Genomic DNA, 22,769 nt, shown 5'->3' on the forward strand with positions numbered 1-22,769 from the left:
GGCAGCGGCGCCATACGTGCGTACGACGACCGCTCATCTTGGTCCCGCTGGTTCGCAAAGCGCCATCGCAGCCCGCGCTGCGCCGCTGTAGGCGCCGGGACCTTGCCCCGCGGGCCTATTCGATGCCCTTGCCGACCGCCGGGTGCAGATCGTAGTCGCGCAGCATCACGGGCTCGACGGAGCCGCCCGCAACGCGTCGGCGCACGGCCGCATCGATCTCCTGTGCGTGAAGCTGGTAGGTCTCCAGCGGCTGGTCGTCAATGGCGGTCGACCGATAGCAGTAGTGCAGCGTTTCCTTGCCGATGCTGGCCCCGACCAGCGTGCCATCGACAGGAACCCAGAAATGGACGGCACCCGAGCCCTCATGAAAGAAGGGATCATTCGACATGATCGGTCCTGGAATTGTTTTCGCGGTCATCGATCCAGAGCGAGGCCTTGGTTTCAATGGCGTGGATGGCATCGACGCCGTTGACGAATTGCCTGCACGAGATGATGTGGCACCGGCATGCCTCTTCGAAGTACAGCATCGCCCCGGCCGCCACGGTGCCGTCGAAGGAAACGCCGGTGAGGTGGCTGCGTATCTCCCAACCGTGATAGGAGAGGCGCGTGGAATCGCAGTCGTAGTCCATGGTGTCTTGCTCGAACAGGGGCTGAGCCCAATGTTCCCTTGTACAGCGCCCACCGCCGCTTGTCGGTTCGGCAGCGCACAGACGGTGGGTCAAAGCAATCCCGCATAGCTTTTCTCGTCCGCGGCATAGCAGGCGCAGGCCGTCGCTTCGAGCCCTGGACGATCGAGCACCTTGAGGGTGCCGCGGTTGTACTCGATCAACCCGCTGCGCTGCAGGCCACCGGCGGCCAGCGTGATGCCCACGCGGCGCACGCCCAGCATGTAGGCCAGAAACTCATGCGTGACGTGGAAGCTGTCGGCATGCGCGCGGTCCTGGCTCATCAGGAGCCAGCGTGCGAGGCGTGGTCCGATCTGGTGAAACCGCAGGCACGCCGCCGATGCGGCCAACTGCGACATCGAAACCTGGATGTACCGGTCCAGCACCCGCTGCAGTGGCGCGTTGCGTGCCAGTTCGCGCTGGAAGTCGGCGGTGGTGATGCGCCAGGCCGCGCCAGCGCCTTGCACCAGCGCGCGCAGCGGTGCGATCTCCACGCCGAGTGCGAGGTTGGACCCCAGCATCCCCTCCCGACCCACCATGCCGACTTCCAGCCCAGGATGGTCGCCAATCCGTGCAATCAGCGAAATGAAGCCGTCGACGGGAAAGTAGGCATGCCGGGTGGCAACCCCCGGCTCGTGGATCACTTCGGCCAGTACCAGTTGGACCGGTTCGCAGATGTCCAACAGGCGCCGGCGGTCGTTGCGTGGGAGCAATTCGATGAGGTGGTTCTCGATGGCGGCCAAGCATGCTCCGTGTGAGGCGGGAGGACCCACTCTGCGCGCTATTGGCCGGTGCGACTGTCTGCCACCGCACAGACGGCAGTCCGAGGGCGCCCTACAAGTGAGCTTTGATCCTCACCCGCCGGAAAGGTCTCCATGCAAAACCTCACTCAGCCCTTCGTCAAGCTTTCCACCGCGAATGCGGAACTCATCACGCGCTTTGCGCAGTCCCAGGAAATGGTCGACCTGGTCAACACCAGCGCTCAAAAGTACATGGAGCTGGCACAGAAGACCTTCGGAGGGGAAGCCGCCTCCGGGGCCCAGGCCGACCTGATCCGCAGTCTCACTGACAACTATTCGACCTTCGCGCGAGAGCACGCCGAGAGCCTCATGGGGATGGCTGCCGAAGCACAGGCCCGCATGTCCCAGCAGGTCGCGGATGTCACGAAGATGGTGAACCCGGCAGGTTCCAGCTGAGCTTCGGCGCAGGGCCTAGATTGCCAGCCTGGCCGGAAGGAGCCTGTCGTATTCCTTCTTGACCACCGCATAGCACTCGCAGGAGCGCTGCTCCAGCCCTTGTCGGTCCAGCACCGAGATATGACCTCGCGCATAACTGATCAGCCCGGCCCTTTGCAGCTTGAGCGCACCTTCGGTCACGCCTTCGCGGCGCACGCCGAGCATGTTGCCGATCAGTTCCTGCGTCATCACGAGTTCATTGCCCTGTAGCCGGTCCAGGCTCAGCAGCAGCCAGCGGCACAGTTGCTGATCCAGCGAGTGGTGCCGGTTGCAAACCGCGGTTTGCGCCATCTGCGTGATCAGCGCCTGGGTGTATCGCAGCAGGAGATGCAGGACCGGGGCTCGATTGAATTCCTCCTTGATCACCTCTGCCTTGAGCCGGAAGCCATGGCCTGCGCTTTGCACCACGGCACGGCTGGGCGTGGACTCTCCACCCATGAACAGCGAGATGCCCACGATGCCTTCGTTGCCGACCACGGCAATCTCTGCGGAAGCGCCGTTCTCCATGACGTACAGCAGGGAGACGATGGAGGTTGTCGGAAAGTAAACGTGGCTCAGCGTGGTGCCCGACTCATAGAGCACGTGGCCCAGCGGCATCTCGACCGCTTCCAGTTGCGGTAGCCAGCGCTGCCATTCGGCATCGGGCAGGGCCCCAAGCAGGTGGTTCTTTCTTGGTTCGGGCCGAATGGCCATCGCTTCCTCCGGAATGCTGGCTTCGGGATGACCTTGGAGCGCTCGTGAGCACAGCCATGGGTAGTATAGGCACCTGAGCGATTCGATGTTCGCTATCGCACAAGGGCTGCAGGCACTGCGTGCGGCGGCGCACAGACACGCATCCTGAATCGCCTCACGATGCAAGGACGGTCATCCGGCGCTGGTAGAGGTTGCTTCGGCGCTCTCCCGTCATGGGAGGTTCCTCGATGCCGGTGACTGTCCCGGATTCTGGCGGGCCTCACGAGAGCCAGTGAAAGACCGAACTCCGAGCAGAGTGATCTGCACGCCCCAATAGCCACTCTACGGCCCGTCGAGCGTCTTGATCGCCGCGATGGCTTCGTGCCTTGCCTCGATCAGCGCCGATTCCTCCGACCGCGCGCCGGTTTGGACGTTCTCGACCGGCAACCTGTCATCGATCTGGAACGACCATGCCCAACGGGATTCCGCCTGCCAGGCCTTGATTTCGACCTGATGCCCGTGGTGCTCAAAGCTCGTATCGCTCATGTCGTGCCTCCGACAATTGGGGTGAGAGCCCGTCATTGTTGCGGCGTTCGTCAGCGACTGCCAGTCGCCGGCTCCCGACGCGCATAGAACTTCGCAACGCTGTCGAGTTCCTCCGCGCGCAGCCGCGCCCGTAGTGATCGCGCGGCTCGACGCTGGCGATCACCGGCGACCCGAGCAAGCAGCTGCCCGCCTGCATCACCTGCCACGGCGCGGGACTCACCGGGATGGCCAGGTATTCCGGGACTGCCCGGCCTGCTCGTGTGCGGTGGCGTACAGACCCATTGCGCGCGATTCTCTACAAGGGGTTTCGTCGCTATAGCGCAGACGGATCCCCCGACCCATTGGGATGAAAGCCCCCATGCAAGTCGTGTACAACGGCCCTGGCAAGAAGAATCTGGAGGACCGCCCCAAGCCGCCCCTTCAGATGAGCACCGACGCGGTGATCCGCATCACGCGCGCGACGGTCTGCGGCACGGATCTGCACATCCTATTTGAGGCACTGGGCCGCACCATCGCCAGCGTCGGTGTGCATGGCAGCAAGGTCCATCTGAAGAGGCTGTGGTTCACTCGTCCGCTGCCCAGCAGCACCCTTTTGCGAGACCGTGAGCCCCAGCGCCCTTGGCGGCCTGCAAGTTGACGACCATATAGCTTGGCCACTTGATCGAACGCAATATTGCCCAACTTCGTGCCTTTGAAATTCGACAACGGCGGCCCCATCAGATTCAAGACGCTATATGGCGAAGAAAATCCAACTCAACAATGACCAGTGGAACAGGCTGCAGAGGCTGGCAAACGAGAATGGCAAAAGCGCTCCGAATGACCCGACTGTGGTATCGCACCGGCTCAGGTCTAACGGCTTGGTGGCATCCGATCAAAAAGGCCGCGAATACCTGACAGATCAAGGGGCGCGTCGGTTGAGTCAGGGTCGATAGAGAAGGCAGCGCACTCGCTCGGCTCATCCACAGGCCTGCCGGTTGCCATCGACTGCCGTATGTCCGCAATGCGAACGGGAGCGGTGTTTCCGTCGGCGTCCATGCTTCCCCGGTTCGCACCGAAGCAACATTTGGCGGGTGTGTCGTGTCCCGCGACGACGCCGTCACTTCTAGATGCACTCCGTCGGGATGCCGGGAACGGTCACCGGCGACGGATCGCGCGCCGCCCGCTTGAAGATCGACGGCGATAGGAAGACCGCCAGTTCCTCCATCTCTTCGTTCAGACATCGAATCTCGTGCATGTGGGTCTCTCCATCAAGCCGATCGATGAGCCCCGATGCCCGCGGCGCGACGCCGAGTGGCCTTTCGCCGAACTGCTGCTTGTACCACCGAGAGAAAGCGCTGAGCGCCGAGAAGTCCAGCGAACTTCTGGCTCGCAATGGGCGTCAACAACGACGATGGCACCGGTCAGGGCATTCCCGGCTCTGTTCCGCCGACCGTCAGGACGCGTGCGCGCTCATAAACTTGATGACGCGCTGCTGAGCGGCATCGGAGTCGGCGTTCGTGTACAGCGCCAGGTGGGTCCCTTCTTCGAGCTTGAGCAATTCGGCGCCCGGGATCGTCTCTGCCGCGAAATAGCTCTGCTCAGGCGGGAGGTCCGAGTCGACGGTGCCCTGGACGATCAGCGTGGGCACCGTGATCCGCTCGAGTTCGAGTGACTCGATCCGTCCGAACTGCTCCAAGTCGTTGTTGTAGCCGCTTCGCCGGTCCTTGCCCTGCTCGGCGGTCGGGCCGAGGTCGAGAATGAACTGGCGCTTGGTGTCATCGGCGAAGACCGCGGCGACCTGCTCCGCCAACTGCTCCCTGGTCAAATCTCCTTCGCTGCTCAGGGCGCCGGCGATGTACTGCTTGGGCTGATGTGCCGCGAGCACCCGCATGAGCCAGCGTCCGGCCGAAGTTGTGAGCATCAACCGGGTGACGGCAGTCAGGTTCGTGTCGTGGTACGCCTGGCTGACCGCGGCGAAGGCGACCAGCGACATGACCTTGTCGGGATGCTTGACGGCCAGTCGGTACCCGGCAGGCCCACCACCGGACCACGTGTAGACCGCCGCCCTCTCGATGCCGAGTTCATCCAGCAGCGCCGCGACAAGGTCGGCCTGCTGGTCGATAGTGAGCCGATCGCCAAGCGGGGTGCGGAGGTAGCCGGGCCGCGAGGCCAGGATCGCCCTGAACTGCTTCTTCGGCAAGAAGCGGGCCATTAGCTCGGCTGCGTCGATGCCGCCCGGGCTGCCATGAATCACGAGCACCGGAATGCCGTCACCGACGACGGCGTACTCGATCGGGCCGAGCGGCGTCTGGGCAACGCCGGTGGTCGATTTGGTGGTCTGCCTCCTGGTCGTCTTCTCGCGCGTCTCTGCGCAACATTGCTCATTGATCGTGCCGGGGCCTGCCATGGACGCCCCAAAAAGATTCTGTGACAAAGAAGGATGCCCGGAAGGTCCGGTTGTGGCCGGAACGGCGCGATGATCGCTGCCCTGGACCATCCATCAGATAGCACATTCCGTGAGGCTTGAAGCCGAACTCATCTGGTAGCAGACCGGATGAATCAATGCGGGGGTCGGTTTGTCGTGTCGCCTGACTGCGGGCGTACCGATCGGAGTGGAAGAGCACTCCGCCCAGATGCTGCGGCGCGCAAGCGCAGGCGGCTTAGATCAACAACCTGAGACAACAAACCTTTAGGAGTGGATGCCGCAAAGAGTGCGTGAGTCGAGTCTATGAAGTGATGGTGAAGCGGTCGGACCGCGGGTCGGGTAAAGCTGAATGGTTGCCTGGGCAAGCCTCGTGCGAAGCCCGCAAACGGAGATGAGCACCGACCCCGCGCATGACCATCAAGGCCAGCGGCGGCTTCGGTGCGATCTGCACAAACAGGCCGGATATAGGACCGCAGTCATTACCGCCGAGTCAGAGCTTCATGAACTCGCTTGCCACACGAGAGGCGTCCATATAGGCAACCATGAAGATTGCTAGCCTGGATCACATCGTTCTCTGTGTTGCGCGCGTGGACCGGACGATTGAGTTCTACCAGCGCCTGCTCGGGATGGAGGCGCGGGAAGAACGGCCCGGCAAATGGTCACTTCATTTCGGATCGAACAAGATCAGCTTGCAAGAAGCTGGCTCAGTCCCCGACATTGCGCGCTCAACGGTACCAGGCAGCGGAAACTTTTGCGTATTGACGCGCGACCCTGTCGTGCAATTTTCGGAGGAACTCCGATCGCTGGGGATCGAGATTGTCGCCGGCCCCGGCGAGCGCGAGGGAGCCACAGGCAAGCTTCTATCCGTCTACTTCCGAGACCCGGATGGCAACCTAGTCGAGGTCAGCAATCCATTGCCGGACTCTGCAGCGGAAACTTGAAGAGATATTTCGGAACTCCCCTTCACGGCAAAAGTCGCGCGGCCGATGTCGGTGTGGCGAGTGTCAAGTTCTGAGTGCTTGGCCGCCCCTCGTCCATCCTGCTCGAATGGCTCAGATCAGTCTAAAGTTCGCCGTGCCGACGGGTCGGTTGACTAGGACCTGCTCGCAAGCGCCAGGTGCATGGCAACGTTCAAAGCGCCGGTCTTGGTCGGACAGCGAACCTCTTCAATTTGAAAGCGAAAACACAATCGACCCCGATTCGGCCGCGTCGTTCGCGGCCTCAATGCGCAGCGAACGCCGCCAGATCCAACTTGAGCGCCGCTTGGAGCAGGCGCCGGTCGCGCGTCCAGAGCCTCGTCCCGACGGCGAGGCGGGTCGCAGCAAGCAGGTGAAGATCCACATAGCCGATCCCGATGCCGAACAGCCGCTCGTTGTTGAGAAAGGCCATCACCTCGACATGTCGAGCCAGAGGTACCTCGGGAAGGGCCTGCATCGCGCCGACAGTCTCATCTCGCCGATTCAGACTGCCCAGCGCGATCTCCGCGACGATATATGGGTGCATGAGGACTTCACCTTCTTCGAGGAGCGCTTGGAGTCCTGAGTCGCCTCGGGCAAGGTGGTCAATCCACACCGACGTGTCAACCAGGATCATCGGCGATCTCTCCCTGCCGTCGCGGCGCTGCTTTGAGGTTCGGTGCGCTGCCCCCCAAGCGTGCCAGCCGTAGCGCGGCTTCCCTCTGGACGAGGGTTCTGAGCGCTTCTTGGATCAGTGCGGAGTTTTCTCGGATGCCCGTAAAGGTTCGGGCTTGTGAAAGCAGCTCATCGTCAAGGGTCACAGTGGTGCGCATCGTACCCTCTCTTGCATCATAAAGTGCATCGTATGATGCCACATTTGATGATACTTGTGGTCTGGCGGCACGGATATGAGCATTCCGCGTTCAAGTTGGGTTTGCTGGACGCATGCAGCAGATCAGATCGCGCTGACGGAGTATCAACTCGCGGTGCACGGGGCAGAATTTGAAGAAGGCGTGTCAAGCCCTGCGATCACCATCGCAGCGGGGGCACTGGGCAGTGAAGGCTCTCGCAGCTATGCCGAGCAACACGCGCGAATTGGTGAAGTCGAAGATTCACGCGCTGGCCGCTTACCCGAGCAAGCGAGACGCGTCGACTGGCACGCTGAAGAAGTTGGCCTCGGCGCTGGGCGTTCCTCTGGATGCCTCGACCTGAGGCTACGGGCCGAAACTTGGGCTTCAGCCACTCCAGCTCCTCCGAGGTGTAGGGCCGCGCGCTGATGTCGTCCAGGCGTTGTCGCGGTCCTCGGGGCTCATGCGCGCCAGCTCCTCGATCTGTCGGCGGCGGCTTGTCCCATCCGATCGCGAGGTACTGCTCGATCTCCTCGGCGTCGGGTTTCCCGTCAAGCAACACGAGGGTCGCGAGCGCCTGCTGCACGCTGTCGATCTTCGTGGCGGCGCAGGTTGAGGAGCCGGTTCGCGTCCTGCGAGCTCGTGTTGAGCTTTCGGGCGAGATCCGCCGGACGCAGGTGCTGCCGCAGCATCTCGTTGAGCGCAGCACTTTGGCCGGCAGGCTGGCGGGCAGCTTGACAACATCGCGGTCGCGGGCCACCTTTCCAGGCGCCGGGACCATGCGCATGTCCTCGAAGTAGAAGTCCATCGCGGTGACGAGCGCATCCCGTGCCATCGCGAGCGCCTCCGCGTGCGCGCCCACGTAGTTGCCTTTTGCGCCACTGGCATGCGCACACTTGAAAAAGCCATCTCGCGACCCGACCGCAGCGAACGCGGTTGCTCCGCGGCTGCTGAAAGGGTACGACTCTTCCTACGTGAATCGCGGGCGGCGCCGACAGCCCCCGGAAAGAAAGGGCGTAGCGTGCAACTCTAGGTCGCTCGAATAGGAGACCGGCATGAGCAAAGCCAGAGCACGTCGGAACACAGAAGCCCCCGTCGCGACAGCGCCGGTTCGGGATTCAACATGAACGCCGCCACCCGAAAGTCGACGCGTCGGGGCGTGACCTCTCCGGGATCCCCGGATCGGCTGGACGATCCGCAACATAAGCCGGCCACGAACCCGGACGGTTCGACACCGGCCGAGTTGCCGACGCAGAAACCGTCGCGACCTCCGTCTCCACCGAAGCCCTCGCCTTAGCACGCGCGCAGCGCGCCGCGGCTTGCCTGCCCGATGTGCGTTTGCACCAAGGCCGGCGGCTTATCGCCCGCGGCCGATCACGGTCCAATTACCAGTTCAACTTGACGACTTTTGGGGCCGACCTGCGAGCAGGCCCTTTGTCAACGAATCGTGCCGCTCGCCTTTTCGACCTGCTCTTCATTGGTGGTGCTGCGTGACCCCTTCAGGTGCAGTTCGACGTCGGTGGGACGATCGCCCACGGACGCGATGGCCTCTGTCAGCTGAGCTTCAGTCACATCGAGTTTCCGCGTCCATTCTGCGATCGACCCTTCCGATTGCAAATCGATGCGCTCGGGGTCGGAAGAGTTTGGGGCGCGGCTGGGGTCGTTTGGCATAGGGGGCTCCGGGTGGGGAAGGGCGAGGGGGATGGGACGCAAGCTAGCGCGATCGAGGTCGATGTTGTGTAGGTTCACGCAGACATCGAAGGTCGGCCATCCCGAGGAGCCGCAAGCAACTCGCCGTCCTGCGATGACCATCGCAGCAGGGCACTGGACTAGAGAGAACTATTGAACGGAACGCGCTTGCCTTTGCGACCCTGAGGAGGGCACGCAAGAGTGCCAGCGTCAGAACGGAGGTAGGCGCAAGCCCACATTGAGCGGGGATAACGGCGCGCAGTCGTTGCACTCCGAAAGGCGCCGAGTGGTGATCTCATATTCGATTCAAGGAGACATCATGACGATAGTGACATCAACGATGCTCGCTGCCTGCTTGGCGTTCGGATCTGTTTCTGTGTTCGCGCAGACCGCAGCCCCGCCAACAAGCGGCGGTTCGACCGGACCCACCGCGCCGAACCCCCAAGACCCGTCAGTCAGTTCCAAGGATGCCAAGCCTATGGGAGATCACCCGGCCGTGGGCAAGGACGAGAAGCAAAAGGGCACGGCCGCAATGACACCCGACCCCACGGGCAAAGATTCAATGGCAAAGGACAACAAGCCCAAGCATCCAGCAGCAGACGGCAAGAAAACGCCAGACCCCAAATAATGGAGCGACGCAGTCAGCCGTTTCGCCCGAAGAAGTGACGGCCTAGTGACCGCGCGACCGAACCGCCCGCATGCAGAATCCGGCAGCTCGATACGTCCTGGCGCAAGCAACAGGCCCGATCTTTTCGGCGCGAAAATGGTCGAGTCCGCGACGAAACGGCTCACTGTCTCTTGCGAATTGGGTTCTCTGCAGCGGACGCTCGTTGCCGATCGCTTGTGGGCCGACCTGAGTCACAAGGCGGTTCGCTGCGAACGACAGCCTCGGCGCTGCTCAACTGCCTTTGAGCGGAGCAGGGCGGGAGGAGCTGACGAAAAGAAGTCACCTGTCTGGTCAAGGTCGTCGGCGACCAATGCATGTGCTTGTGCGGCCGTTTCACCAATCTGGTCTGCAGCAGCGCACATCATGGCAGGCGCGCGATAACGCGCTGCTTCCCGGCCCAACGCGTGCAGCACAGATCGAGCGGACTGTCTTGGAAAGACTGGTGACTGCCAGTCATGCACATAGCGCGAATGTAGGCACGGGCGATTCGGACGATCGTCGTTGCCCTCGAGGAACTGCTCGTCCCATGGATCCTGCAGCCCACGGGCAGCGCCCGATGCGCGACGTGATCGAGCGGGAGTTTCGCGACCACCACGCGCAATTGCCCAAGGGGCTGGTGGAAACCGGCTCCATCCTGCCGTAGATCAACCTGATCCGGCAGTCGCACCTGGTGGTGGTCATCCGGGAGCGGTGGCGCGACGCGATGCCGAGCATGGCGTGGTGCGCATCGTCGCCTACAGGTGAAGCAGACGCTGAAGACCTATGGCAGCCTGGTTCCGAAGGACCGGCCTTTGAGCAAGCCCGCCGAGCACTTTCTCGCGCTGTTGCACGCGAATCGCAAGACTGTGCGCTAGCTCCTTCCGCTCGAAACTCTGCGCATGGCCCTTCGCGCGGTGTTTCTCGACGGAACCCGGACAACGACTTCCACTCGCATCTTGTCAAGGGCTGTTGCGACCTCTGTGGCGGCCGACGCAACCAGGAAAGACCCAGCAGCAAGGCTACGACCGGAGGATTGCGCATTGGGGCGATGCCGGTCTTTGAGGGCGTTCCTCTAATGCGGCGCTTGGACCTGTATTTCGCTTGTGTCGTCTAGCGCCCGCCCCCACACTTGCTAATGCTGCAGTGCAACAAGCACCGCGGCTTGATTCCAAACCTCACAGAAAGCCCATCATGACTCCACACGCCACCAGCACCAACGCTTCCGTTGGCACGATCTTAGGTCTGGCCGGCAAGGCTGTCGAAGGGGCGGAAACGCTCGCCGCGCTCAATCTGCAGACACTCAAGACCTTGATGGCCGAAAGCCAGGAGAACAGCCGAATCGCCAGTACCACGAGAGATCCGGCAGAACTGATCAAGCTCCAGGCTGCCGCCCTGCAAGCCGCGCCGCTGAAGGCGTTGGCATATGGCCGCCAGGTGCAGGAGGTCTTCGCTTCTTTCGGCGCCGCGCGCCGGGTCGCCTACAAAGACGGCATTGCCGGTGCGCAAGCCAAGTTCCTCGAGGCCGTCAGCACTTTCTTCAACAACGCCCCCGGCTCCGAGAGGATCGTGGCGCTGGCGCAATCTGCTGTGGACGCTTCGAACAAGGCCTACGAAGGCATGAACACGGCGTCGAAGCAGCTGTCGGATACCTTGGCCGCCAACACCACCAAAGTCGGCGAGACCGTCGCGCAAGGCTCATCCAACGCATCGGCAAAGATTGAAGTCTGATCTGGCGAAGCTGGCATTGCCCATGACTTGCGCTCCAAGGACCTGTCCTCGGATTCGGAGATCGCAATGAAAGCATCCGACCTGTTCGTCAAGGCGCTGGAGAACGAGGGCGTCAAGCGCATCTTCGCCGTGCCCGGCGAAGAAAATCTTGATCTCGTCGAATCCTTGCGACGATCCAGCATCGAACTCGTGCTCACGCGGCATGAGCAATCTGCCGCCTTCATGGCGGCGACCCACGGCCGCCTGACCGGACAGCCTGGTGTGTGCATGGCCACACTCGGGCCGGGTGCGCTCAATCTGGTCACGGGCGCGGCCTATGCACACCTCGGCGCCATGCCGATGGTGCTGATCACCGGTCAGAAGGCCATCATGACGGCGCGACAGGCGCGCTTCCAGATCGTCGACATCGTCGCGACGATGAAGCCGCTGACAAAGGCTTCGCGGCAGATCGTCAGTGCCGCCAGCATCCCAACCGTCGTACGCGACGCGTTCAGGGTCGCCGCTGAAGAGCGGCCCGGGCCGGTGCACCTCGAATTGCCGGAAGACGTCGCCGCCGAACAAGTCGCCGACGAGGTGGATGTCCTGCCCGTTCACCCGATCGATCTGCCGGTGGCGCATGAAGCGGCGATCGCACGGGCCGCCGAGTTGCTGATCCAGGCGGAGCGACCGCTCGTCATGTTCGGCGCTGCGAGCAATCGCCCTCGGCTGCAAGGCCAACTGGCCGATTTCGTGCGCCGCGTCGGTATTCCTTTCTTCAACACGCAGATGGGCAAGGGAACGGTGGCCGGCGGCGGGATCGCCGAAGGCAGGACCGGGTTCTGGATGGGCACGGCCGCGCTCACGGAACGCGACTACGTGCACGAAGCGATCGACCGGGCCGACCTGATTCTCGCCATCGGCCACGACACCATCGAGAAGCCGCCGTTCATCATGGGTCCCGACGGCCCGCTGGTGATCCACGTCGGCTACATGCCGGCCACCGTGGAGCAGGTGTACTTCCCACATGCCGAGGTGGTGGGCGACGTGGGTCCGAGCCTGACGCTGTTGGCCGATCGCGTCGAGGGCCGCCTCCCCAACGCCGGGGCTTTGCTGCCGCAGCGGGAGGGCATTCTCGCGCGCACCATGAGCCGTTCCACCGAGTCGCGTTTTCCGCTGACGCCGCAACGCATCGTCCACGACGTGCGCCAGGTCATGCCCGACGACGGCATCGTCGCGCTCGACAACGGCATGTACAAGATCTGGTTCGCGCGCTGCTACCCCACGCGAACCGCCAACGCATTGCTCCTCGACAACGCGCTCGCGACGATGGGCGCCGGCCTGCCGTCGGCCATGATGGCCGCGCTGCTCTACCCGCGACGCCGGGTGTTGGCAGTGTGCGGTGACGGCGGCTTCATGATGAATTCGCAGGAGCTCGAGACGGCCATTCGCCTCAAGCTCGATCTCGTGGTGTTGATCATCGAGGACAACGCCTACGGAATGATCCGCTGGAAGCAGTCGGTCGACCAGTTCACCGACTGGGGCATGACCTTCGGGAATCCCGATTTCGTGAAGTACGCCGACGCGTACGGTGCGAAGGGGCGCCGGGTCGAAACCGCGGAAGGACTGGCGCCGGCGATCGAAGCGGCCTTCGCCGAAGGCGGCGTGCAGATCATCGCAGTGCCGATCGACTATTCGGAAAACACCCGGGTGCTCGTCGACGAATTGCGCAACCGCGTCGCGGCCACAGTCGCCCAACCCGGAGCATTCACATGAAGATCAAGGCCGCGGTACTTCGGCAGATGGGCGTCGCGCCGCCCTATGCATCGTCCAGGCCGCTCTCGATCGAGACGGTCGACCTGGCGCCGCCCGGGCCGGGTGAGGTGCTGATCAAGGTGAGCGCCGCGGGCCTGTGCCATTCGGACCTTTCGGTCATCAATGGCGACCGACCGCGGCCGATGCCGATGGCGCTGGGCCACGAAGCCGCCGGCATCGTTGAAAGCCTGGGCGACGGCGTCACCGATCTGAAAGCAGGCGACCACGTGGTCGTGGTGTTCGTGCCCAGTTGCGGTCATTGCGCGCCCTGCGCCGAAGGGCGGCCGGCCTTGTGCGAGCCCGGTGCGGCTGCCAATGGCGCTGGCACGCTGCTGTCCGGCGCACGGCGCATCTCGCAGGTTGGACAGACCCTCCATCATCATCTCGGCTGCTCGGTATTTGCCGAGTACGCTACTGTCTCCCGTCATTCGCTCGTGAAGATCGACGACGCGGTTCCCCTGGACGAGGCCGCGCTGTTCGGCTGCGCCGTTCTGACGGGTGTGGGCGCGATCGTCAACACTGCAAAGGTGCCGTTGGGCGCTTCCGTCGCGGTGGTCGGCCTGGGCGGCGTCGGGCTCGCCGCGTTGATAGGTGCGCAGGCCGCCGGCGCGCGGCAGATCATCGCCATCGACCTGTCGGACGACAAGCTGGTGCAGGCACGCGGACTGGGCGCCACGCACACGGTGAATGCCGGGCAACCTGACGCGCTCGAACAGATCCGGGAATTCAGCGCGGGCGGCGTTGAGTACGCTTTCGAATTCGCCGGTTCGATCCCGGCGCTCGATCTGGCTTATCGGATCACGCGTCGCGGCGGCATCACCGTGACCGCTGGCCTGCCTCCATCGATCGCGACCTTGCCGCTGGCCGCTGTCAATCTCGTGGCGGAAGAGCGCACGCTCAAGGGCAGCTACATCGGAACCTGCGTTCCTTCGCGCGACGTCCCTCGCTACATAGCGCTCTACCGGCAGGGGCGCCTGCCGGTGGACAAGCTCCTCACCGGCCGGCTCGCGCTCGAAGAAATTAACCATGGTTTCGACCTCCTGCACGAAGGAAAGGCCACACGGCAAGTCGTCGTCTTCGACTGAAGGACCTCATGAACCGAAACAAGGTCGTCACCGCCGATGAAGCCATCGCGCTCATCCGCGATGGCGACAGCGTGAGCTGCTCCGGCTTCGTCGGCATCGGAACGCCGGAGGAACTGATCGTCGCGCTGGAGAGGCGTTTCGTGACAACGCAGAGCCCGCGTGACCTGACGCTGGTCTTCGCAGCCGCGCCGGGCGACGGCAAGTTGCGCGGCGTAAACCGGCTGGCCTACGAGGGCCTCATCAAGCGCGCCATCGGTGGCCACTGGGCACTGGTGCCGCGACTCGCCCAACTGGCTACCGACAACCTGATCGAGGCCTACAACCTGCCGCTGGGCACCATTTCGCACCTGTACCGCGATGCCGCTGCGCACCGCGCCGGCACCCTCAGCAAGGTCGGACTTGGCACCTTCGTGGATCCTCGCCAGAGCGGTGGGCGCGTCAACCAGCGGACGCAGGAGGAGCTCGTGCGGGTGATGGAAATCGACGGCGAGGAATGGCTCTTCTACAAAGCCTTTGCGGTCAACGTGGCGTTGATCCGCGGCACGACCGCAGACTCGGCCGGCAACATCACGATGGAGCACGAGGCGCTGTTGCTTGACGCGCAGGCGGCCGCCATGGCGGCGCGCAATGCCAACGGGCTGGTCATCGCGCAAGTCGAACGCATCGCTGCCGCAGGAACGCTCGACCCGCGCAGCGTGGTGGTGCCGGGTGTGCTGGTCGACTGCGTCGTGGTGGCGTCGCCGGAGCTTCATCATCAGACCTACGGCACCGCCTACAACGCTGCCTTCTCCGGCGAGTTGCGTGTACCGGCCAACAGGATCGCTGTCGCGGCGCTGGACGAACGCAAGCTCATTGCGCGCCGCTGTGCCTTCGAACTGCCGCTGGGAGGCGTCATCAACCTGGGCATCGGCATGCCGGAGGTTCTGGGCGCCGTGGCGGCCGAGGAACGCGTGCTCGACCACCTGACGCTGACAGCGGAGCCCGGAGTCATCGGAGGAATGCCCAAAGGCGGTCTGGACTTCGGCGCCGCAGTCAACACGCAGGCCCTGCTGCACCAGAACCAACAGTTCGACTTCTACGACGGCGGCGGCCTCGATCTGGCCTGCCTCGGCATGGCCCAGATCGATCGCGCGGGCAATGTCAATGTGAGCCGCTTCGGGACGCGGTTGGCCGGCGCCGGTGGCTTCATCAACATCAGTCAGAACGCGCGTCGGGTGGTCTTCGCGGGCACCTTCACGGCGGGCGGCCTCGAAGTCTGCATCGACGACGATGGAAAGCTGCGCATCGTGACCGAAGGTCGTGCGCCAAAGTTTGTCGCAGCCGTTGAACAGATCACTTTCAGCGGGCCTCAAGCCATGAGCAAGCGGCAGTCGGTGCACTACGTGACCGAGCGCTGCGTCTTCACGCTGCAGCCGGGCGGACTGCGGTTGACCGAGGTGGCACCGGGCATCGACATCGAACGGGACATCCTGGCGCACATGGATTTCCGGCCGTTGATCGAGAAAGTCAAATGCATGGATGCGCGGCTGTACCGCGCAGGCCCGATGGGGCTGTCGGCCGCGCTCCTGGACCTCCAGTTGACCGAGCGCCTGAGCTATGACGGCGAGCGGAACATCCTGTTCGTCAACTTCCAGGGGTACTCCATTCATGACATGGATGATGTCGACAGCGTGCGCCGGGTGTTCGCCGCCCAGTACCAGCAAGCCGGTCGGAAGGTGGCACTGGTTGCCAACTACGATGGATTCCGGATCGAGGAATCCGTGAGCGACTCGTACTTCGCGATGGTCGAGGAATTGCATGCGCAGTACTACAGCACCGCGACACGCTACACGACCAGTGCCTTCATGCGAATGAAGCTCGGCTCGTCGCTGTCCTCGCGCCAGGGGGCCGCACATCTGTTTGAAACGCAGGCCGAAGCGATTGAGTTTCTGCGTAGGCGACCGCTCATTTCGCCAGCCCAGCGCTGACACACCCGTTTGTGGCCTGATCTGGCTCATCACAGCCGCTGGGGTTGCGGCTATCGCGTTGATAGGTTGCGGCGGAGTGGCGCGGAAAACGCTCCTGCCAGCGCCACGGCCAAACCGGCCAGCGAACCTGCAACTGTCTTCTTCATGATGCTTTTCCCGTGCATCGGCGCCTGCCGAAAGATGTGGATCGATGGTCCTACTCGGAATCGAGTGCTAGTCGGATACCAATGCTGATGCCGCGGTAGTCCGGCGCATAGTCGCGCCGCGAAGCCGACCGCCACCCATCACCAGTGCTGTGCCAACTGCCGCCGCGCACAACCCGCTTGCTGCCGGTGGCGGAGCCTTTCGGGTCGGCGGCAGGACTGCTTGCGTAGTAGCTCGGGTCGTACGCATCCTGGACCCATTCCCACACGTTGCCGTGGATGTCGTGCAGTCCCCAGGCGTTGGCTGGTTTCTGTCCGACCGGATGCGTGCCACCGGTGGCAAAGCTTTCGCCGTGCCAGGCGTAGCGACCGAGTTGCGTTGCGTCATCGCCGAAAGAGTAGGTGGTGCCCGTTCCTGCGCGGGCGGCATATTCCCATTCCGCCTCGGTGGGCAGGCGATAGCGTTCGTGGCCCTCCTTCTGGTTCAGCCGCCGGATGAACGCCTGCGCATCGTCCCAGGACACGGTTGCCGGATGGGTCGGCCGGGTGATTCGTGCCGCCATGCCAGGCAGGTCGTAGTAAGGATTCGAGCGCGACTGGGCAAAGGAGCTTCCGCCCATCACCGCTTCCCATTGCGCCTGTGTCAATTCCATCGCGGCCAGGTAGAAGGGCCTGCTGATCGTCACGCGATGGCGGGGCTTTTCGTTGTCGCGTGCTTCGCCGTCTTCCGGGGTGGAGCCCATCATGAAAGTGCCTGCGGGGATTCGCGCGAAGGGAATGCCGATGGAATTGATGTACGCCGGACCCGCGGCGCTGGCTGTCGACACGACCAGCGCGATGGCGAAGGTGGCCAGCGAAGATGTCGTCATCGTTTTCGCGTTGCTCATGGCGCGACTTGGTATTGCGAGTCGCTGACCTTTTCCATCCAGTCCACGGCCTTGCCGTCTGACAGTTCGGTGATGGCGATGTGCGTCATGGCGGTGGTGGGCGCCGCGCCGTGCCAGTGCTTCTGCCCCGGTGGAATCCATACGACGTCGCCCGGCCGGATCTCTTGCACCGCGTCGCCCCAGCGCTGCACGCGGCCTGCGCCGGCGGTGACAACCAATGTCTGCCCGACTGGGTGCGTGTGCCACGCGGTGCGCGCACCGGGCTCGAAGGTCACGTAAGAACCCGTGGCGCGCGTCGGGCCGTTGGGCTTCGGGAACAGCGGGTCGACGCGAACACTGCCTGTAAAGAAGTCGGCCGGTCCCTTGGCTGACGGCTGTGTGCCGGCGCGCGCAATCTGCAGGCCGTCCTGCGCGAAGGCCGATGCGGCCATGGAAAGGGAGATCGCAGTCATTGCCATGGATTTCATGGGGAGTGTCCTTTCAGACGTCATGCCGCCGGCATCGAAGCCGTGTCGATGACAAAGCGGTACTTCACGTCGCTCTTGAGCATCCGTTCGAAGGACGCGTTGATGTCTTGCATGCGGATCACCTCGACATCGGAGGTGATGCCGTGCACGGCGCAGAAGTCCAGCATCTCCTGTGTCTCGGCGATGCCGCCGATGACCGAGCCCGCCACCGTCTTGCGGCCCATGACCAGGGGGGCGCTGTTGAGCATTGGGTCCAGCGGCCCGAGATAGCCGACCAGTACCAGCGTGCCGCTGATGGCCAGCGTGGCAACGTACGGGTTTACGTCGTGAACATAGGGCACGGTATCGATGATGAGGTCGAACTCGCCGTTGACGGCGGCCATCTGTGCCGCGTCGGTGGACAGCACCATGCGGTCGGCTCCCAGCCGGCGTGCATCGTCCCCCTTGCCCGCGGAGCGGGTGAACAGCGTGACATCGGCGCCCATCGCCTTGGACAGCTTGAGCGCCATGTGGCCGAGTCCGCCCAAGCCGACCACCGCGACCTTGCTGCTCTGCCCGACCTTCCAATGGCGCAGCGGCGACCACGTCGTGATGCCGGCGCACAGCAGCGGCGCAGCACCGGACAGTTCCAGGCCGTCGGGCACTTTCACCACGAACTTGTCCGAGACGACGATTCGCTCCGAATAGCCACCGAAGGTCGGCATGCGGTCATGGGGGTCGGTGCCGTTGTAAGTCGGCGTGAAGCCGTTCTCGCAATACTGCTCGAGCCCGCGTGCGCAAGTTCTGCAGTGCTGGCAGGAGTCGACCAGACAGCCAACGCCGACTGCATCGCCGGCCTTGAAGCCGGTCACACCGGCGCCGACTTCGCGCACGCGCCCGACGATCTCGTGGCCCGGCACCATCGGATACCTGGAACCGTCCCAGTCGTTGCGGGCGTTGTGAATGTCAGAGTGGCAGACCCCGCAGTAGAGGATGTCGATCACTACGTCGGTGGCGCGTGCATCGCGCCGCACGAAGTTGAAGAGGCCGAGCGGCGATGTCGGTGAGTGCGTCGCATAGCCGCGAACATTCATGACCATGGGGTCTTTCCTTTTTAGAGACAGCGGGACGCGCGCCGGCGTCCTGGAGCCGGTCTCGCATATTGGTAGACGAGACAATCAGATAGCCTGTGAAGGCATCTTCGATAGCAGCTTGTCCAGCGTGACCGGGTAGTCGCGCACCCGAATGCCGATGGCGTTGTAGACGGCATTGGCTACGGCCGCACCCACGCCGCAGATGCCGAGTTCGCCCACACCTTTGGCCTTCATCGGCGAGGAGATGGGGTCTGTCTCGTCCAGGAAGATCACCTCCTGGTGCGGGATGTCGGCATGAACCGGCACCTCGTAGCTGGCCAGGTCGTGGTTGACGAAAAAGCCCAGACGCTTGTCGATGGCGAGTTCTTCCATCAATGCCGCACCGACGCCCATCGTCATGGCGCCGATGACCTGACTGCGCGCCGACTTGGGGTTGAGAATGCGACCTGACGCGCACACGGCCAGCATGCGCCGCACCCGCACCTCGGCGGTGTAGGCGTCGACGGCCACCTCGATAAAGTGTGCGCCGAAAGTGGACTGCTGGTATTGCTTGTTCAACTCGGCGAACTCGATGGTGTCCTCGACCACGATCGGGTTGTCACCTGCTACCCCTGCGAGGGGCACACTGCGATCACCGGCGCGCACCATCCCGTCTGAAAAGTTCGCGATCGTCGCATCGAGGCCCGCGCGCTGCGCCACGGCCTCGCGCAGCTTCATGCAGGCGGCGTACACGCCGGCGGTGGAACAGTTGCCACCCCATTGCCCGCCAGAGCCTGAGGAAACCGGGAAGGACGAATCGCCGAGGAGCACCGTCACGCGCTCGAGCGGCATGCCCATCATCTCCGCGGCGGTCTGGGCGATGATGGTGTAGCTGCCCGTTCCGATGTCGGTCATGTCGGTTTCCACCGTCACCATCCCACGGTTGTCGAGCCGCACGCGCGCGCCCGACTTCGTGACCTGGTTATTTCTGAAAGCCGCCGCCATGCCGGTGCCGATCCACCAGCGGCCTTCACGCCGTTGCGCGGGCCGGACGCTGCGCTGTGCCCAGCCGAAGTGTTCGGCGCCTGTGCGCATGCACTCGATCAGGCGGCGCTGCGAGAACTTGCGTTCCGGCTTCGCGGGGTCCACCTGCGTGTCGTTGAGCACGCGCAGGTCGATCGGGTCCATGTTCAACTTCTCGGCCAATTCATCGATGGCGATCTCCAGCGCCATCAGGCCCGGGGCCTCGCCGGGTGCGCGCATCGCGTTGCCTTCAGGCAGGTCGAGCGTGGCCAGGCGGGTTCCTGTCAGACGGTTCTCGCCCGCATAGAGCCACAAGGTCTGCTGCACCGCATTCTCGGGCTTGCCGCCGCTCAGGTTGCCCGACCAGCTTTCGTGTCCGATGGCGGTGAGCTTGCCTTGCTTTGTCGCGCCCAGGCGGATGCGCTGGATGGTCGCGGGCCGGTGCGTGCTGTTGTTGGCCATCAGCGGCCGTTGCATCGCCACCTTCACCGGACGCCGCGCGACGCGCGCGCCGAGCGCCGCCAGCAATGCATCGGCACGCAGGAAGAGCTTGGCGCCGAAGCCGCCGCCGATGTAGGGTGAGATCACATGGACCTTGTCCCTGCCGATGCCCAGCGTCGTCGCCAGCTCGGTCGCGTTCCAGTTGATCATCTGGTTCGACGTCCACACCGTGACCTTGTCTCCGTTCCAGGCCGCTGTCGTGGCAAACGGCTCCATCATGGCGTGGGAATGGTCGGGCGTGGTGTAGGTTGCGTCGAGTTGCACCTCGGCCTTGGCAAAGGCTCCGGCAAAGTCGCCGATGGTGCTGTTGCGGTCGGTGGTCTTGTGCTCGGTCGATGCCCGGGCGTCGGCCAGGTCGAAGGTTCCGTCTGCTCGGGCGTATTCCACCTGGATCAACTGAGCCGCGGCGCGCGCCTGCTCGAAGGTCTCGGCCACCACGAGCGCAATGGCCTGGTGGTAATGCTCGACGATCGGGCCGCCAAGCAGCTTCGCGGTGTTGTAGTTGCCCTTGCCCAGCTTGCCGGCGTTCTCCGCCGTGACGATGGCGATCACACCCGGCGCGGCCTTGGCGCGGGCGTGGTCGATGGAGGTGATGCGGCCCTTCGCCACTGAGGCACCGACGATGTAGCCGTAAGCTGTATTGGGCGCGACGTCATGCCGCTCGTAGGCATAGCGGGCGGTGCCGGTGGTCTTGAGCGGTCCGTCGATGCGGTCTGTCGCTTTGCCGACGACCTTGAGTTGGTCGATGGGGTTGGTGGTCGCAGGTGTGTTGAATCTCATCGCTCAGCTCCTCGCTTCGGTCAACACAGCGTCGAGCGTGCGCTCGACGAGGGTCAATTTGAATTCGTTCTGTCCGGTGGGCTTGGCGCCGGCGAGCAGGGCGGCTGCCACGGCGGCAGCGCCACGCGGCATTTGCGCTTCGGCCGATTCGAGTCGCCATGGTTTCGGCGCGACGCCGCCCAGCGCCACGCGGCCAGTGCCATCGCGCTGCACGATGGCCGCGACGGACACCAACGCGAACGCATAGGAGGCTCGGTCGCGCACCTTCTGGTAGACGTGCTTGCCGCCGACCGGTGGCGGCAGCGTGACCGAGGTGATCAGCTCGCCGGGCAGCAAGGCGTTCTCCGCATGAGGGGTGCTTCCGGGCAGCTTATGGAAGTCCGCGATCGGAATGGTGCGGCGCACGCCACCGGGCCGAACGGTCTCGACGGTCGCGTCGAGCGCGCGCATCGCCACTGCCATGTCGCTCGGATGTGTGGCGATGCAGGCCTCGCTGGCGCCCACCACCGCCAGTTGACGGCTCACGCCGGCGATGGCCGAACAACCGCTGCCCGGCTTGCGCTTGTTGCACGCCTGGGCGGTGTCGTAGAAGTAGGGGCAGCGCGTGCGTTGCAGCAGGTTGCCGGCCGTGGTCGCCTTGTTGCGCAACTGCGCCGACGCGCCGGCGAGCAGCGCGCGCGAGAGCAGGCCGTAGTCGCGCCGCACGCGGGTGTCCGCGGCCAGGTCGGTGTTGCGCACCAGTGCGCCGATCCGCAGGCCGCCTTGCGGCGTCGCCTCGACTTTGTCGAAACCAAGGCCATTGACGTCGATGAGGTGTTGCGGCGTCTCGATCTCCAGTTTCATCAGGTCGAGCAGGTTGGTGCCGCCCGCGATGAAGCGCGCGTTGGGTGCGCGTGCAGCGGCCGCCACGGCCTGCGCGGGCGAGGTAGCGCGCTCGTAGGTAAAGGCTTTCATGCTTTCACTCCCGCCACTTCGCCGATCGCCTCGGCGATGTTGCTGTAGGCGCCACAGCGGCAGATGTTGCCGCTCATGCGCTCGCGGAACTCGACGGTGCTCAATTGCGGCGCCGCATTGAGGTCGGCCGTGACGTGGCTCGGCACGCCTTGCGCCATCTCGGCGAGCATGCCCACGGCCGAGCAGATCTGGCCCGGCGTGCAGTAGCCACACTGGAAGCCGTCATGCTTCACGAAGGCGGCCTGCATAGGGTGAAGATTGCCGGGCTGGCCCAGGCCTTCGATGGTCGTGACCTTGGCGCCGTGGTGCATGACGGCGAGGGTCAGGCAGGAGTTGATGCGCCGGCCTTCGACCATCACCGTGCAGGCGCCGCATTGTCCGTGGTCGCAGCCCTTCTTGGTGCCGGTAAGGTGTAGGTGCTCGCGCAAGGTGTCGAGCAGGGTCGTGCGGGTGTCGAGCATCAGGCGGTGCGTGCTCCCATTGACCGTCAGGGTCACGGGCATGGGCGCGGGCTCGCCGGCTGTGGGGGCCGGTGCGGCTTCGGCGGGCAGCGCGCCCGCCATCGCCGGCACCGATGCGCTCGCAGCGCCAGCCTTCAGCAGGCCACGGCGCGAAATGGTGAACTCATCGGGGTGGGTCATGTCGTGTTCCTTCATCCAGTTGCGTGGTGAGCAACCGCTCGGATTGCACCGCAGGCCACGGTAGCTCCGCCGGCGGACCGGCATAGCAG

Annotated in this window: 24 protein-coding genes and 1 pseudogene; 9 read left to right on the forward strand and 16 right to left on the reverse strand. The window is 64.1% G+C overall.

Translation table 11 applies throughout. The annotated features are described in order from the left end of the window. Nucleotides 1–115 precede the first annotated feature (115 nt). The 3 genes from QTI04_RS15485 to QTI04_RS15495 form a co-directional block, all read right to left on the reverse strand. Nucleotides 116–388 carry a DUF1488 family protein gene (locus tag QTI04_RS15485; RefSeq protein ID WP_286605741.1) on the reverse strand — a complete coding sequence of 91 codons (273 nt, stop codon included), beginning with the start codon at nt 386–388 and terminating at the stop codon, nt 116–118. Further along, complete coding sequence (locus tag QTI04_RS15490) at nt 378–629, reverse strand: hypothetical protein (protein ID WP_286616380.1); 252 nt, start codon at nt 627–629, stop codon at nt 378–380. The genes QTI04_RS15485 and QTI04_RS15490 overlap by 11 nt, the downstream gene beginning before the upstream one ends. An 89-nt stretch (nt 630–718) precedes the next feature. Then, complete coding sequence (locus QTI04_RS15495) at nt 719–1,408, reverse strand: Crp/Fnr family transcriptional regulator (protein WP_286616381.1); 690 nt, start codon at nt 1,406–1,408, stop codon at nt 719–721. A 132-nt stretch (nt 1,409–1,540) separates the two neighbouring features. Here QTI04_RS15495 and QTI04_RS15500 point away from each other — a divergent pair, with 132 nt between their 5' ends. Next, nucleotides 1,541–1,861 carry a hypothetical protein gene (locus QTI04_RS15500; RefSeq protein WP_286605737.1) on the forward strand — a complete coding sequence of 107 codons (321 nt, stop codon included), beginning with the start codon at nt 1,541–1,543 and terminating at the stop codon, nt 1,859–1,861. Nucleotides 1,862–1,876: 15 nt separating this feature from the next. Here the strand turns inward: QTI04_RS15500 and QTI04_RS15505 are convergent, their stop codons facing one another. Next, nucleotides 1,877–2,593 (reverse strand): Crp/Fnr family transcriptional regulator, encoded by a 717-nt coding sequence (locus tag QTI04_RS15505; RefSeq protein WP_286605736.1) that lies wholly within the window; start codon nt 2,591–2,593, stop codon nt 1,877–1,879. Nucleotides 2,594–2,914: 321 nt separating this feature from the next. Further along, nucleotides 2,915–3,118 carry a hypothetical protein gene (locus QTI04_RS15510; protein ID WP_286616382.1) on the reverse strand — a complete coding sequence of 68 codons (204 nt, stop codon included), beginning with the start codon at nt 3,116–3,118 and terminating at the stop codon, nt 2,915–2,917. Between the two features lie 346 nt (nt 3,119–3,464). On the opposite strand from QTI04_RS15510, the pseudogene QTI04_RS15515 reads away from it, so the two are divergent. After that, nucleotides 3,465–3,608 (forward strand): annotated as a pseudogene (locus QTI04_RS15515) (alcohol dehydrogenase); the annotation flags it as partial. A 612-nt stretch (nt 3,609–4,220) separates the two neighbouring features. On the opposite strand, the gene QTI04_RS15520 reads toward QTI04_RS15515, so the two are convergent. Beyond that, nucleotides 4,221–4,352 (reverse strand): hypothetical protein, encoded by a 132-nt coding sequence (locus QTI04_RS15520; protein ID WP_286616383.1) that lies wholly within the window; start codon nt 4,350–4,352, stop codon nt 4,221–4,223. A 198-nt stretch (nt 4,353–4,550) separates the two neighbouring features. After that, nucleotides 4,551–5,504, reverse strand: coding sequence for an alpha/beta fold hydrolase (locus QTI04_RS15525; protein ID WP_286616384.1), 954 nt, complete (start codon nt 5,502–5,504; stop codon nt 4,551–4,553). A 560-nt stretch (nt 5,505–6,064) separates the two neighbouring features. Here QTI04_RS15525 and QTI04_RS15530 point away from each other — a divergent pair. Beyond that, the gene (locus QTI04_RS15530) at nt 6,065–6,463 is read left to right on the forward strand and encodes a VOC family protein (protein ID WP_286616385.1); all 399 of its coding nucleotides are present in this window, start codon (nt 6,065–6,067) and stop codon (nt 6,461–6,463) included. Nucleotides 6,464–6,743: 280 nt separating this feature from the next. Here the strand turns inward: QTI04_RS15530 and QTI04_RS15535 are convergent, their stop codons facing one another. Together QTI04_RS15535 and QTI04_RS15540 are read right to left on the reverse strand one after the other, a co-directional pair. Continuing rightward, entirely contained in the window at nt 6,744–7,115 is a 372-nt protein-coding gene (locus QTI04_RS15535; RefSeq protein ID WP_286616386.1) for a type II toxin-antitoxin system VapC family toxin, read from the reverse strand. After that, nucleotides 7,102–7,311: a type II toxin-antitoxin system VapB family antitoxin gene (locus tag QTI04_RS15540; RefSeq protein WP_286605729.1), complete on the reverse strand. Its 210-nt coding sequence runs from the start codon at nt 7,309–7,311 to the stop codon at nt 7,102–7,104. The genes QTI04_RS15535 and QTI04_RS15540 overlap by 14 nt, the downstream gene beginning before the upstream one ends. 241 nt (nt 7,312–7,552) lie before the next feature. On the opposite strand from QTI04_RS15540, the gene QTI04_RS15545 reads away from it, so the two are divergent. Then, complete coding sequence (locus QTI04_RS15545) at nt 7,553–7,690, forward strand: hypothetical protein (RefSeq protein ID WP_286616387.1); 138 nt, start codon at nt 7,553–7,555, stop codon at nt 7,688–7,690. Between the two features lie 1,073 nt (nt 7,691–8,763). Here the strand turns inward: QTI04_RS15545 and QTI04_RS15550 are convergent. After that, the gene (locus QTI04_RS15550) at nt 8,764–8,997 is read right to left on the reverse strand and encodes a DUF3606 domain-containing protein (RefSeq protein ID WP_286616388.1); all 234 of its coding nucleotides are present in this window, start codon (nt 8,995–8,997) and stop codon (nt 8,764–8,766) included. A 337-nt stretch (nt 8,998–9,334) separates the two neighbouring features. On the opposite strand from QTI04_RS15550, the gene QTI04_RS15555 reads away from it, so the two are divergent. The 5 genes from QTI04_RS15555 to QTI04_RS15575 all read left to right on the forward strand — a co-directional run bounded on the left by QTI04_RS15555 (nt 9,335) and on the right by QTI04_RS15575 (nt 16,232). Further along, complete coding sequence (locus QTI04_RS15555) at nt 9,335–9,643, forward strand: hypothetical protein (protein WP_286616389.1); 309 nt, start codon at nt 9,335–9,337, stop codon at nt 9,641–9,643. Between the two features lie 1,161 nt (nt 9,644–10,804). Continuing rightward, the gene (phaP, locus tag QTI04_RS15560; RefSeq protein WP_286616390.1) at nt 10,805–11,389 is read left to right on the forward strand and encodes a TIGR01841 family phasin; all 585 of its coding nucleotides are present in this window, start codon (nt 10,805–10,807) and stop codon (nt 11,387–11,389) included. Between the two features lie 66 nt (nt 11,390–11,455). Further along, the gene (locus tag QTI04_RS15565; protein WP_286616391.1) at nt 11,456–13,141 is read left to right on the forward strand and encodes an acetolactate synthase large subunit; all 1,686 of its coding nucleotides are present in this window, start codon (nt 11,456–11,458) and stop codon (nt 13,139–13,141) included. After that, nucleotides 13,138–14,265, forward strand: coding sequence for a zinc-dependent alcohol dehydrogenase family protein (locus QTI04_RS15570; RefSeq protein ID WP_286616392.1), 1,128 nt, complete (start codon nt 13,138–13,140; stop codon nt 14,263–14,265). Before QTI04_RS15565 ends, QTI04_RS15570 begins: the two co-directional genes overlap by 4 nt. 8 nt (nt 14,266–14,273) lie before the next feature. After that, on the forward strand, nt 14,274–16,232 hold the full coding sequence (locus QTI04_RS15575; RefSeq protein WP_286616393.1) for an acyl CoA:acetate/3-ketoacid CoA transferase: 1,959 nt from the start codon (nt 14,274–14,276) through the stop codon (nt 16,230–16,232). A 196-nt stretch (nt 16,233–16,428) separates the two neighbouring features. Here QTI04_RS15575 and QTI04_RS15580 read toward each other — a convergent pair whose 3' ends face one another. The 6 genes from QTI04_RS15580 to paoA form a co-directional block, all read right to left on the reverse strand. After that, a complete protein-coding gene (locus QTI04_RS15580) occupies nt 16,429–17,262 on the reverse strand; it encodes a formylglycine-generating enzyme family protein (RefSeq protein ID WP_286616395.1) in 834 nt (277 codons plus the stop codon). Then, the gene (locus tag QTI04_RS15585) at nt 17,259–17,729 is read right to left on the reverse strand and encodes a cupin domain-containing protein (protein WP_286616396.1); all 471 of its coding nucleotides are present in this window, start codon (nt 17,727–17,729) and stop codon (nt 17,259–17,261) included. The genes QTI04_RS15580 and QTI04_RS15585 overlap by 4 nt, the downstream gene beginning before the upstream one ends. Before the next feature lie 20 nt (nt 17,730–17,749). Further along, the gene (locus QTI04_RS15590) at nt 17,750–18,808 is read right to left on the reverse strand and encodes an NAD(P)-dependent alcohol dehydrogenase (protein WP_286616398.1); all 1,059 of its coding nucleotides are present in this window, start codon (nt 18,806–18,808) and stop codon (nt 17,750–17,752) included. A 78-nt stretch (nt 18,809–18,886) separates the two neighbouring features. Next, nucleotides 18,887–21,085, reverse strand: a complete 2,199-nt coding sequence (paoC, locus tag QTI04_RS15595) for an aldehyde oxidoreductase molybdenum-binding subunit PaoC (protein ID WP_286616400.1) — start codon at nt 21,083–21,085, stop codon at nt 18,887–18,889. A gap of 3 nt (nt 21,086–21,088) precedes the next feature. Next, a complete protein-coding gene (locus QTI04_RS15600; protein ID WP_286616401.1) occupies nt 21,089–22,039 on the reverse strand; it encodes a xanthine dehydrogenase family protein subunit M in 951 nt (316 codons plus the stop codon). Next, the gene (gene paoA / locus QTI04_RS15605) at nt 22,036–22,680 is read right to left on the reverse strand and encodes an aldehyde dehydrogenase iron-sulfur subunit PaoA (RefSeq protein ID WP_286616402.1); all 645 of its coding nucleotides are present in this window, start codon (nt 22,678–22,680) and stop codon (nt 22,036–22,038) included. The genes QTI04_RS15600 and paoA overlap by 4 nt, the downstream gene beginning before the upstream one ends. Nucleotides 22,681–22,769 lie beyond the last annotated feature (89 nt).

This window comes from Variovorax sp. J22R115 (assembly GCF_030317005.1).
Lineage (GTDB): Bacteria > Pseudomonadota > Gammaproteobacteria > Burkholderiales > Burkholderiaceae_C > Variovorax.